The organism is Paenibacillus sp. 1-8 (assembly GCF_056316205.1).
Genome location: NZ_CM149995.1, coordinates 4,413,969 through 4,425,000 on the forward strand (window position 1 = coordinate 4,413,969; position 11,032 = coordinate 4,425,000).

Here is an 11,032-nt window from a genome sequence, read left to right on the forward strand (position 1 = left end):
ACAAGCTTCCGATTCCGGATGGGACATTCTGGATGTTTTTTTTCGGCTGGCTTGGAATCTATCAATCTATCAATAGCTTTCCCGTTGCCAGAGATTTTATACACGCAAAACGCAGAAGCCCACGTTTTAAAAATTATCGTTTACCTGCTGGGTGTTCGACCATACGTTATAGGCATCGTAAGAATAGACTGTGATCACAACGTATCTTATACAGAAAGAGGTGAAATCATGTTTCCAATATATCCTGTAAATGAAGCCAATGTGGCACCTCATGGTGGACGATTGGTCTGTGCTGTTCTGCATGACGGAACACGACATGTTGGTATTCTCAGCGGGTGTGGCAAAGGCAAGCTGATGTTAAACGGATATCCATCCTCCTTTCCCAACAGTCTCAATGCCGGAAACTATAATAACAAGGGAAAACAAGAAGCCAAGAAGATATCCTCTAAAAAGAAAAAACGAAACTCTAAAAACAAAGCACGTTCCTCTGCCAAAATAAACAGCTTAATCAAACCTCGCAGTGAGCCCTTAAGTCCGTCCTTTCCCTATGACACAGGTGGATTTGCCGGAAATAGCTACGGTGGATATGGAAAAGGTGGACCAGGCTATGGCCGCGGATATGGTAGTTATGGTGGATATGGACACGGAGCTGGACTTGTGCTGGATCTGGCCTTAATCGCTTTTCTGTTCTTACTTATTTAAATACCGTTTTCAAGAGCACAAAAAAACCGGAGAACTAATACAAGTCTCCGGTTCATTGTATTTCCCTATTTAAATTGTGGAACCTGTTCAACAGCGTAGAAGTGCTCCACTCTTTGGTATCTCATAGTATTAGTCCGTTCTACACGCTACTCTGCTAATCCGTTTTTGTAGGCATAGATTGCCGCCTGTGTGCGGTCCTCCACTCCCAGCTTGGCGAGAAGATTGGTGACATGGAATTTAACTGTCTTAATCCCGATGATCAGCTCATCCGCAATATCCTGATTGGATTTACCTTGTGCTAACAGCCGAAGCACTTCCATTTCACGATCCGTCAGTTCCGCATGCGCAGGCGCTTCAGCCTGTGGCTGTCGAAATCGGTTCATCATCTTGGAAGCAACCTGTGACTCCAGCACGGATTGTCCGCGTGCCGCTGCACGAATCGCATCCGCAACCTCGGATGCGCGGGACGTTTTGAGTAGATAGCTGAACGCACCCGCTTCAATAACCGGATACATTTTCTCATCGTCCAAATAACTCGTCAGTACGATAACCTTCGTCTCTGGAAGCAAGCGTGTCACTTGGCGAGTCGTTTCGATGCCATCCATACCGTCCATAACCAGATCCATTAAAATCACGTCCGGCTTGTACTCTGTAGCCAGTCGTATGCCTTCTTCCCCGCTCCCGGCCTCGCCTACCACTTCAATGCCATCTTCCGTGCCCAGCACCGCCGCCAGACCAATTCGTACCATTTCATGGTCGTCTACCAGCAGTACGCTAATCGGCAATTCCGTTTCCATGATCATCGTTCCTTCCGCTTTCATCATTTAAAACCGGCACCGATACCTCAATTCGTGTCCCTTTCCCCGGGGCTGTTATATATTGTATAGCTCCCCCAATCTCACTGACCCGTTCCTGCATCGTGGACAATCCATACGAAGTCTGTTTTTTCTCATCCAGCTCGAATCCAATTCCGTTATCCCTAATCGTTAACCGAACGGAATCCGTGCGTTGCACGATACGAATCTCCATACGGCTTGCCTTGGCATGACGCAACGTGTTGGACATCGCTTCCTGAACAATGCGAAACAAATGATTCTCAATGCCTTTAACCAACTGTACTCCGCTCTCCATCTCAAAATCAATCTCCATGGGAACCTTGGCCTGCAATTCCTGTATCAAATCACGTAATCCCTGCTCCAGCCGCTTGCCTTCCAGATAAACAGGCCGTAGATGAAGCAGCAACGCTCGCATCTCGGATTGCGCCACCGAGGACATTTCTTCAATTAATGCAACCTGACGCTGCGCCTTATCAAAATCCTTATCCAGCGTCCTGCCTACAGCCGTTGCCGTCATCGAAATCGCAAACAATTGCTGTGACACTGCATCATGTAGCTCCCTCGCCAATCGTTGCCTTTCCTCGACAATCGCGGTCACTCTGGCCTGTTCTGCCAGTTGTGCATTGTTGGTGGACAAGCGTTGTAAAGAAGTAACCTGCTCTTGCCATTTGCTCCCGATTCGCTCCAGTTGCTCCCCCAGCCTGCCTAGCTCATCATGCCCCAGTGGCGGCAGCTCCCGAGCAGGGGTCCCCTTTTCCCACATCAGTAGCGTCTCCCGCAGCTTTTCCAGCCTGCTTTTAAAGCGGTAGCTCTCATAAAATCCGTACATTGCCCCTGTACCAATCAGTACCAGTATAATGGCTCCTGCAAATTTCAATATCATTCCCCAGGTTGGGAACGACTTCACATATCCATATGTATACAGCATATAAAAGACAACTACGCCCACAACAACACACAGGAGGATACCTTCACCCATACTGCGGGTTACCATGTTGGACGTTTTTTTATGATCCATTCCGGCTCCTCCTGATTCAATAAAATCGGACGCGGACATCGCCCGCCAAGTACGAAACGACAAACTTCACTTTATATTCACTCTGCTCAAAATGGGGAGACCTCCAAACCAGTCGATTAAGCATACCTGCCTCATGATCCCGGTCAAACTGAATCTGCCCAAACAATACGAACATCTCCACCTCTACACCGTAATTATCCGGCAGCGTGATGTCAATGTCGCCGAAGATTCCCTGCAAAAATATGACGGATTCACGTTCCTCTGGGAGAGCCAACGTCAGATCGGCGTCCACATCCCCAACTACATGCCATATACTTGTGCTGCGCAGGCTCCACGGCACTTCATCCCATTTATGATTGGATATGAAATTGTGCTTGAATATCGAGCTTTGACCCTTATGCAGCTTTCTTGAACGTGAATAGAATACAGCTAGTGATGTCAGTGTAACTACCACAAACAGGAACAAATGATCCAGCACCAACAGTCCGGCACCAATTGCGAGCATCGTGTAACCTTTTTTGATCTTGGAATTGCGAATCTTATATATTCCGGTCAACATCAGGATCAGTGCAACCACGGAGAGGAACCCAATCCACTGACCGAATAAAATGATAACTCCGATGGCGATCCCTGCCAGTGCCAAGGCTGATTTTCTTCTCTCCATGCTGCACCCCCTTTTTGTTTATACAGGAAGGAAAAGCCATAGTGGCGCGATATTTCGGCCATATGGCTTTCCCGAACCATACAGATTGAGCACGATCATTGACCAGTGTCCATCCCATACAGCATATCATAATGTCTTATTTTCGAGTAGTCAGTCCTTCTTTATATCTACTGGTTTAGCACCCGTTTGAATTTTAGATTTGAGCTGTTGAAGCTGCTCATCCACTTTGAACTGTTTTTCAGCCTCAGCCGGGTTGACATAAGCTTCCCCCGGAGCTTGACGGTAAGGGGCACGCAGTACGTCAGCTTCCGCTTCCAATTGCATAATTTTTTCTTCCATTCGGTGGAAGCCCAGCGAAGCAGAACCGCTTTCAATGGTATGCAGACTGTTGATCTGCGACAATTGCTTTTTCGCCTTCGCCATTTGAGCACGGGATACTAGCTCATTGCGCTTGTTGCGCATTTTGTAGAATTCATCCTTCATATCGTGAAGCTGTTGTACCAGTTCTTTGGCTTGAAGCTCGGCTTGAGTGTGCAGATCACGGTACTCATCCTGCTTTTGTGCAAAATAAATCTTTTCGCCCAGCAGCTTGCGTGCTACTTCCTCCTGGCCGTTCCGCAACGCGGATTCTGCTTGTTGTTCACGCTCATTAGATACTCGTACTGCTTCCTCCAAGCGCTGTTTCATGCGACGTTCATTTGCCATTTGCTTGGCTACCGTTACTTCGGCCTCGTGAATTTCCGCCTCCATATCGCGCAGATATTGGTTCAGCATAATAATCGGGTCTTCCACTTTATCCAGCACTTCATTCACCGATGCTCTTGTCATGTCCTTCATTCTTTTAAAGATTCCCATTATTTACGATCTCCCTTCTCGAATTGCTCTACTTTTTTGCGTAACTCTGCCAACTCTTTTTTCATTGCTTTTTTCTCGATATCTTCCATCATGGAATCCAGATCACTGTTAGGACCTGTGTTAAATTGGGATGAATGGCGGGCATCTTGACCAAAAGATTGGCTCGTATTACCGTATGCTCCACCTTGATTGTAGCCAGTTCCCGGTCCGTACTGCGATCCGGTGCTGTTCCCACCATAATAGCGTGAGTCCTGTTGGTTGTAAGGCCCGCTGTTGGGACCAAATCCTCCATCATAAGGAGATCTCGGCTCCTTGGAGATAACCAATGCCGCAATCACATAAATCATAAACGTGGTTCCTGCTGTAATAAAGAAACTGATCACAACCAGAATACGAATCCACGTTGAGTCCATCCCTGTTGCATCAGAAAGACCGCCGCATACACCTGTTAATACTCTATCCCGGTTTGATCGGTAAATTCGGGTCATAATCAACTTACTCCTTCCCGCTGTTGTTCAGCTTACTCTTCAGTCTCGCCCACTCTTGTTCGAGCAGCGATCCACCGCCTTGGACATTCAGCTGACTGCCTTCTCCCCGCCGCAAATCACGCAGGCTCAGCGTTTCTGCTTCCATATCTGCTACCCGGTCTTCCAAGCGGTTGAACATTCGGGGAACATTTCGTCCACCGTATGTACCTGCCCGTTCGTTCATCTGCTGCTGGAGTCTCAACGTTTGTACACGTGCCGCATAATACTGACGCTTGCTGTTTACCATTTGATATTCCGTTTTTAAGGTATCCAGCTGTTGCTCCAACTCACACAGGGATTCACGGCTCTGCTCCAACAGTTCTCTGTACTGTTCTTCTTTTTCCGCATACAACATTTTCTCCTGGAGGGCCAGTTTCGCAACATGCTCTTCATCAGCCTTTAAAGCCAACAGCGCCTGTTCCTCCCGTTTAATCTGCATGGACACTGCGTGATCCAACTGTTGCTTCATCTGTCTTGTGTGCAATGCGTATTGCTGATGAAGCTTTTCCGCTTCTGCAATATCCTTGCGGGTGTTATACAAGAACTGGTCAATCAGTTGTATCGGATCTTGACTTTGTTCCAAATGCTCATTAAAGGTCGCTACGGTAATATCACGCATTCTACGAAAAACACTCATTTGCGTCTGCTCCTTTCACATTTCGTATTTTCATATCTTCATACTTTCGTTTCTGTAATTCGCATTCACCCGCAAGCCCATCAATCTTAATTAATAACGTCTTCTGCGGTCGCTCAGCAGTGAAACACCGAATATGATTAACCCGATTGCCAGCAGTGGCCCCAAAAGCCAGGACAGTTTGCCAAGTAAAACGAGTACGCCAATTACAAGTACGATCCATCCGAAGACCACATTTCCTCTTTTCACACCGTAGTAACCTAACATGATCATCGCTATCGGGATTAAGTAACCGATCAAGTGTCCTACAAAGTGACCGAAAAACGGAGTAAACTTACCGAGCAGCATAATCGAACCCAATACAATCAGTACAATAGCCAACCCATTCCCTTTGTTAACTCTCATCATCTCTCACCGCCTTTCACTGTGTCTTGCTTATGTCCTTATTGTACGCTGATCTGGAGTTCTCCAAAACGGACCCCAGACGGTTTTTGAACCTAGACCTAAGTCGGGGGTGCATACAGACCTGCGGCTATACCCTCTATGTTTTTCTGCCGCACGGGCTGTTGGGTGTTGCTCACCCGCTTGCTTGGAGCCTAGTGAAAGGACGAGACAAGCCAGTAACACTATAGCTGCAACCATATAAGGCAAGTTAATATGAACATCAAACAGCAGTTCTGCAATCAGTGGTCCGATCACATTACCCAAACTTGTATAAGATGAGTTCATTCTAGCCACAAACCCCTGCTCATCCCCGGCCTGCCGTGACAAGGATGTGCTTACAGCCGGACGAAGGATGTCCATCACCAGAAAAACGATAAAAGTCGTCAACATAATCATGGCATACTGTTCGGCAAACAGTGTCAGAAAAATGAATAATCCCGCAACAGCCAGACAGATATGAATGATCTTTTTCTCGCCAAAACGATTAATAATCCAGCCAAATATAGTCGCTTGGACAATTGCCCCCAGAATGGAGCCTGTCGTTATAATGATGGCAATATCCATCAGTGTAAAACCATATTTATGGTCAACAAACAGTCCAAATACCGTTTCAAAGTTAGCTAAGCCAAAAGCAACGACAAATACAATGAGTAAACCCATGAAAAAAGGAGATTGATATGGCTTGGCAAATTGCTGCAAAAGGTTTTCTTTCTGACGTGGAAGCTCTCTATTGTACTGTTTCTTTTCCTTGCTTACGGATTCAGGCAGCACTAACAGGGAGAAGATGGCGGCTCCTGCCGCGCGAAGAAGGGAATGCGTATTCCATAGATGGCAAGCAAACCACCAATCCCTGGCCCGATTATGAAGCCTGTGTTAATCGCTGCATTGATCATGCCTATTCCCTTGCCTCTTTCCTCCAAACGAGGTCACCTCAGTGACATAGGCCATAATAGAAGGGTAAGCAACGCAACCCCTGCCCCGCCCATGATCCGTGCAACAAACAAGATAGGAATGGAACTCCCAAGTCCAATAACAAACTCAGATAACATGAAGATGAACATCCCAGTAACAATCAACTTTTTGCGTCCATAACGGTCAGACTACTTTCCTGACAATGGTGATAATAAAAGCTGTGTCAGCGCAAAAACAGCAATCATCAGTCCCATCGAGGAACGTTTCATCCCTAGCTCACTTATTATGTATTAAAAATTGCAGCCAGTATTATGATTAAAATCTAAAGAAAAAAGAGTTATGAAATTACTGATATCAGCAATTTCATAACTCTTTTTGGTATACCGGCGAGAGGACTCGAACCTCCACGGTTTCCCACTCGATTTTGAGTCGAGCGCGTCTGCCATTCCGCCACGCCGGCATATATAATTATGGAGGCGCCACCCAGACTCGAACTGGGGATAAAGCTTTTGCAGAGCTTTGCCTTACCACTTGGCTATGGCGCCAAAGTATAACGAAGCGGACGACGGGAATCGAACCCGCGACCCTCGCCTTGGCAAGGCGATGCTCTACCGCTGAGCCACGTCCGCATTAAGATGGCTGGGGATATAGGATTTGAACCTATGCATGACGGAGTCAAAGTCCGTTGCCTTACCGCTTGGCTAATCCCCACTAAAGGTAAAGGGCGACCGATGGGGCTTGAACCCACGAATGCCGGAGTCACAGTCCGGTGCGTTAACCACTTCGCCACGATCGCCGCAAAGACAAAAAAAAAAATTTGGCAGGGGCAGCAGGAATTGAACCCACACCAACGGTTTTGGAGACCGTTGTTCTACCTTTAAACTATGCCCCTATAAAACTGGTGGAGGATGATGGATTCGAACCACCGAACCCGTAAGGGAGCAGATTTACAGTCTGATGCGTTTGGCCACTTCGCTAATCCTCCAAAAATGGTGCCGGCGAGAGGACTTGAACCCCCAACCTACTGATTACAAGTCAGTTGCTCTACCAGTTGAGCTACACCGGCGCATAAATTATTCAATTAAAAGTGGCTCGGGACGGAATCGAACCGCCGACACGAGGATTTTCAGTCCTCTGCTCTACCGACTGAGCTACCGAGCCTTATTCTAAGGCTCTTCGACAAACATTGTATTACTAAAATGGCGGAACTGACGGGATTCGAACCCGCGATCTCCTGCGTGACAGGCAGGCATGTTAGGCCTCTACACCACAGTTCCAAGGGTATTTCCTAAGGGAAATTAATTGCGGGGACAGGATTTGAACCTGTGACCTTCGGGTTATGAGCCCGACGAGCTACCGAACTGCTCCACCCCGCGACAATAATAAGTATTCAATTTTCCAAGTGGTGGAGGCTGAGGGGCTCGAACCCCCGACCCTCTGCTTGTAAGGCAGATGCTCTCCCAGCTGAGCTAAGCCTCCACAACGCAACACTTCACATATTATACCATTAGAAGCTTTTTATTTCAAGCTCTTTTATAGAATAGTTAATGACCCGTAGGGGAATCGAACCCCTGTTACCTCCGTGAAAGGGAGGTGTCTTAACCGCTTGACCAACGGGCCACACAATAAATAATATCTGGCGGAGAGAGAGGGATTCGAACCCTCGAGACGCTTTTGGCGCCTACACGATTTCCAATCGTGCTCCTTCGGCCAACTCGGACACCTCTCCATATGGCTCCCCGAACAGGACTCGAACCTGTGACAACTCGATTAACAGTCGAGTGCTCTACCAACTGAGCTATCAGGGAATAACAGACATTTGTTTCAAGGTTACACCCTGAAAACTGGATCCGAAACTCCATTGCGTCTTATCTTAGGATAAGCCCTCGACCGATTAGTATTGGTCAGCTCCATGCATTACTGCACTTCCACCCCCAACCTATCTACCTCGTCGTCTTCAAGGGGTCTTACATACTGGGAAATCTCATCTTGAGGGGGGCTTCACGCTTAGATGCTTTCAGCGCTTATCCCTTCCGTACATAGCTACCCAGCGGTGCTCCTGGCGGAACAACTGGTACACCAGCGGTACGTCCATCCCGGTCCTCTCGTACTAAGGACAGCTCCTCTCAAATTTCCTACGCCCACGACAGATAGGGACCGAACTGTCTCACGACGTTCTGAACCCAGCTCGCGTACCGCTTTAATGGGCGAACAGCCCAACCCTTGGGACCTACTTCAGCCCCAGGATGCGATGAGCCGACATCGAGGTGCCAAACCTCCCCGTCGATGTGGACTCTTGGGGGAGATAAGCCTGTTATCCCCAGGGTAGCTTTTATCCGTTGAGCGATGGCCCTTCCATGCGGTACCACCGGATCACTAAGCCCGACTTTCGTCCCTGCTCGACTTGTAGGTCTCGCAGTCAAGCTCCCTTCTGCCTTTGCACTCTTCGAATGATTTCCAACCATTCTGAGGGAACCTTGGGGCGCCTCCGTTACTCTTTAGGAGGCGACCGCCCCAGTCAAACTGCCCACCTGACACTGTCCTCGTACCGGATCACGGTACCAAGTTAGAACCTAGATACGATCAGGGTGGTATCCCAAGGATGCCTCCTCTCAAGCTGGCGCTCAAGTCTCTTAGGCTCCCACCTATCCTGTACAGATCGTACCCAAATTCAATATCAAGCTGCAGTAAAGCTCCATGGGGTCTTTCCGTCTTGTCGCGGGTAACCTGCATCTTCACAGGTATTAAAATTTCACCGGATCTCTCGTTGAGACAGCGCCCAAGTCGTTACGCCATTCGTGCGGGTCAGAATTTACCTGACAAGGAATTTCGCTACCTTAGGACCGTTATAGTTACGGCCGCCGTTTACTGGGGCTTCGGTTCATAGCTTCGCCCCGAAGGACTTACCACTCCCCTTAACCTTCCAGCACCGGGCAGGCGTCAGCCCGTATACTTCGCCTTGCGGCTTCGCACAGACCTGTGTTTTTGCTAAACAGTCGCTTGGGCCTTTTCACTGCGGCCCCCTCGGGCTATTCACCCTACCGAGGCACCCCTTCTCCCGAAGTTACGGGGTCATTTTGCCGAGTTCCTTAACGAGAGTTCTTCCGCGCGCCTTAGAATTCTCTTCTCGCCTACCTGTGTCGGTTTGCGGTACGGGCACCTTCTCCTGGCTAGAGGCTTTTCTTGGCAGTCTGAGATCATGACCTTCGCTACTACAATTTTCGCTCCCCATCACAGCCCAGCCTTACGATGTGCGGATTTGCCTACACATCAGCCTCACTGCTTAGACGGACATCCATCAGTCCGCGTCACTACCCTACTGCGTCACCCCATTGCTCATAACGGATTACGGTGGTACAGGAATTTCGACCTGTTGTCCTTCGACTACGCCTATCGGCCTCGCCTTAGGTCCCGACTTACCCTGAGCGGACGAACCTTCCTCAGGAACCCTTAGGCTTTCGGCGGATCTGATTCTCACAGATCTTTTCGTTACTCATACCGGCATTCTCACTTGAATGCAGTCCAGCGCTCCTTACGGTACACCTTCAACCCGCATTCAACGCTCCCCTACCCCTGATACCTAAATATCAAGCCATAGCTTCGGTGGCGTGTTTAGCCCCGTTACATTTTCGGCGCAGAGTCACTCGACCAGTGAGCTATTACGCACTCTTTCAATGGTGGCTGCTTCTAAGCCAACATCCTGGTTGTCTGTGCAACTCCACATCCTTTCCCACTTAACACACACTTGGGGACCTTAGCTGATGGTCTGGGCTGTTTCCCTTTCGACAATGGATCTTAGCACTCACTGTCTGACTCCCGGAACTAAGTCTATGGCATTCGGAGTTTGACTGAGCTTGGTAACCCTTGCGGGCCCCGCACCCAATCAGTGCTCTACCTCCACGACTCTTATTCCGAGGCTAGCCCTAAAGCTATTTCGGGGAGAACCAGCTATCTCCGGGTTCGATTGGAATTTCTCCGCTACCCCCACCTCATCCCCGCATTTTTCAACATGCGTGGGTTCGGGCCTCCAGTGCGTGTTACCGCACCTTCACCCTGGACAGGGGTAGATCACCCGGTTTCGGGTCTACGTCCACGTACTAAGTCGCCCTATTCAGACTCGCTTTCGCTGCGGCTTCAGCTCTTCACCTTAACCTTGCACGGGAACGTAACTCGCCGGTTCATTCTACAAAAGGCACGCCATCACCCATAGATCGGGCTCTGACTTCTTGTAAGCACACGGTTTCAGGATCTATTTCACTCCCCTTCCGGGGTGCTTTTCACCTTTCCCTCACGGTACTGCTTCACTATCGGTCGCCAGGGAGTATTTAGCCTTGGCAGATGGTCCTGCCGGATTCATACGGGGTTTCACGTGCCCCGCACTACTCGGGATCCGTCTCGGAGGGAACAGGTTTTGAATTACAGGGCTTTTACCTTCTCTGG

The 11,032-nt window shown here is 48.8% G+C and carries 8 protein-coding genes, 15 tRNA genes, 1 rRNA gene and 1 pseudogene (1 of these 25 running past the window's edge); 1 reads left to right on the forward strand and 24 read right to left on the reverse strand.

The annotated features are described in order from the left end of the window. Window positions 1–18 precede the first annotated feature (18 nt). Window positions 19–702, forward strand: a complete 684-nt coding sequence (locus AC0WRU_RS20355) for a hypothetical protein (RefSeq protein ID WP_476126108.1) — start codon at window positions 19–21, stop codon at window positions 700–702. A 146-nt stretch (window positions 703–848) separates the two neighbouring features. On the opposite strand, the gene AC0WRU_RS20360 is transcribed toward AC0WRU_RS20355, so the two are convergent. From AC0WRU_RS20360 to AC0WRU_RS20475, 24 genes and pseudogenes are all read right to left on the reverse strand, one after another. Beyond that, window positions 849–1,499 carry a response regulator gene (locus tag AC0WRU_RS20360; RefSeq protein ID WP_025686553.1) on the reverse strand — a complete coding sequence of 217 codons (651 nt, stop codon included), beginning with the start codon at window positions 1,497–1,499 and terminating at the stop codon, window positions 849–851. Further along, window positions 1,477–2,556, reverse strand: a complete 1,080-nt coding sequence (locus tag AC0WRU_RS20365) for a sensor histidine kinase (RefSeq protein ID WP_476126109.1) — start codon at window positions 2,554–2,556, stop codon at window positions 1,477–1,479. The genes AC0WRU_RS20360 and AC0WRU_RS20365 overlap by 23 nt, the downstream gene beginning before the upstream one ends. Before the next feature lie 16 nt (window positions 2,557–2,572). Beyond that, window positions 2,573–3,220 carry a cell wall-active antibiotics response protein LiaF gene (gene liaF, locus AC0WRU_RS20370; protein WP_476126110.1) on the reverse strand — a complete coding sequence of 216 codons (648 nt, stop codon included), beginning with the start codon at window positions 3,218–3,220 and terminating at the stop codon, window positions 2,573–2,575. 150 nt (window positions 3,221–3,370) lie between these two features. Continuing rightward, entirely contained in the window at window positions 3,371–4,075 is a 705-nt protein-coding gene (locus tag AC0WRU_RS20375; protein WP_025686556.1) for a PspA/IM30 family protein, read from the reverse strand. Further along, window positions 4,075–4,563: a PspC domain-containing protein gene (locus tag AC0WRU_RS20380; RefSeq protein WP_476126111.1), complete on the reverse strand. Its 489-nt coding sequence runs from the start codon at window positions 4,561–4,563 to the stop codon at window positions 4,075–4,077. Before AC0WRU_RS20380 ends, AC0WRU_RS20375 begins: the two co-directional genes overlap by 1 nt. A 7-nt stretch (window positions 4,564–4,570) precedes the next feature. Then, on the reverse strand, window positions 4,571–5,239 hold the full coding sequence (locus tag AC0WRU_RS20385; protein ID WP_476126112.1) for a PspA/IM30 family protein: 669 nt from the start codon (window positions 5,237–5,239) through the stop codon (window positions 4,571–4,573). Window positions 5,240–5,329: 90 nt separating this feature from the next. After that, a complete protein-coding gene (locus AC0WRU_RS20390) occupies window positions 5,330–5,641 on the reverse strand; it encodes a LiaF transmembrane domain-containing protein (protein ID WP_025686559.1) in 312 nt (103 codons plus the stop codon). Window positions 5,642–5,671: 30 nt separating this feature from the next. After that, a pseudogene (locus AC0WRU_RS20395) lies at window positions 5,672–6,876 on the reverse strand (MFS transporter); the annotation flags it as partial. Between the two features lie 97 nt (window positions 6,877–6,973). After that, window positions 6,974–7,052 (reverse strand) — tRNA-Leu (locus AC0WRU_RS20400). 11 nt (window positions 7,053–7,063) lie between these two features. Then, window positions 7,064–7,137, reverse strand: a tRNA-Cys gene (locus AC0WRU_RS20405). A 12-nt stretch (window positions 7,138–7,149) separates the two neighbouring features. Further along, window positions 7,150–7,221: transfer RNA gene (locus AC0WRU_RS20410), tRNA-Gly, on the reverse strand. A 7-nt stretch (window positions 7,222–7,228) separates the two neighbouring features. After that, window positions 7,229–7,303 (reverse strand) — tRNA-Gln (locus AC0WRU_RS20415). Window positions 7,304–7,315: 12 nt separating this feature from the next. Then, a tRNA-His gene (locus tag AC0WRU_RS20420) sits at window positions 7,316–7,388 on the reverse strand. A gap of 22 nt (window positions 7,389–7,410) precedes the next feature. Beyond that, window positions 7,411–7,484 (reverse strand) — tRNA-Trp (locus AC0WRU_RS20425). A 7-nt stretch (window positions 7,485–7,491) separates the two neighbouring features. Then, a tRNA-Tyr gene (locus AC0WRU_RS20430) sits at window positions 7,492–7,577 on the reverse strand. 5 nt (window positions 7,578–7,582) lie between these two features. Next, a tRNA-Thr gene (locus tag AC0WRU_RS20435) sits at window positions 7,583–7,658 on the reverse strand. Between the two features lie 22 nt (window positions 7,659–7,680). Then, window positions 7,681–7,753 (reverse strand) — tRNA-Phe (locus AC0WRU_RS20440). Window positions 7,754–7,792: 39 nt separating this feature from the next. After that, window positions 7,793–7,869: transfer RNA gene (locus AC0WRU_RS20445), tRNA-Asp, on the reverse strand. Window positions 7,870–7,894: 25 nt separating this feature from the next. Next, a tRNA-Met gene (locus AC0WRU_RS20450) sits at window positions 7,895–7,968 on the reverse strand. A gap of 27 nt (window positions 7,969–7,995) precedes the next feature. Further along, window positions 7,996–8,071, reverse strand: a tRNA-Val gene (locus AC0WRU_RS20455). A gap of 69 nt (window positions 8,072–8,140) precedes the next feature. After that, a tRNA-Glu gene (locus AC0WRU_RS20460) sits at window positions 8,141–8,212 on the reverse strand. Between the two features lie 17 nt (window positions 8,213–8,229). Further along, window positions 8,230–8,321: transfer RNA gene (locus AC0WRU_RS20465), tRNA-Ser, on the reverse strand. Between the two features lie 3 nt (window positions 8,322–8,324). Then, window positions 8,325–8,400: transfer RNA gene (locus tag AC0WRU_RS20470), tRNA-Asn, on the reverse strand. A 66-nt stretch (window positions 8,401–8,466) separates the two neighbouring features. After that, window positions 8,467–11,032: ribosomal RNA gene (locus AC0WRU_RS20475) — 23S ribosomal RNA — on the reverse strand; it runs 362 nt beyond the window's last position.

Coding starts and splice junctions, on each gene's coding strand:
- AC0WRU_RS20365 (WP_476126109.1), bottom strand. CDS start 2,556: ATGGATCATAAAAAAACGTCCAACATGGTAACCCGCAGTATGGGTGAA.
- AC0WRU_RS20390 (WP_025686559.1), bottom strand. CDS start 5,641: ATGAGAGTTAACAAAGGGAATGGGTTGGCTATTGTACTGATTGTATTG.
- AC0WRU_RS20355 (WP_476126108.1), top strand. CDS start 19: ATGGGACATTCTGGATGTTTTTTTTCGGCTGGCTTGGAATCTATCAAT.
- AC0WRU_RS20375 (WP_025686556.1), bottom strand. CDS start 4,075: ATGGGAATCTTTAAAAGAATGAAGGACATGACAAGAGCATCGGTGAAT.
- AC0WRU_RS20380 (WP_476126111.1), bottom strand. CDS start 4,563: ATGACCCGAATTTACCGATCAAACCGGGATAGAGTATTAACAGGTGTA.
- AC0WRU_RS20360 (WP_025686553.1), bottom strand. CDS start 1,499: ATGGAAACGGAATTGCCGATTAGCGTACTGCTGGTAGACGACCATGAA.
- liaF (WP_476126110.1), bottom strand. CDS start 3,220: ATGGAGAGAAGAAAATCAGCCTTGGCACTGGCAGGGATCGCCATCGGA.
- AC0WRU_RS20385 (WP_476126112.1), bottom strand. CDS start 5,239: ATGAGTGTTTTTCGTAGAATGCGTGATATTACCGTAGCGACCTTTAAT.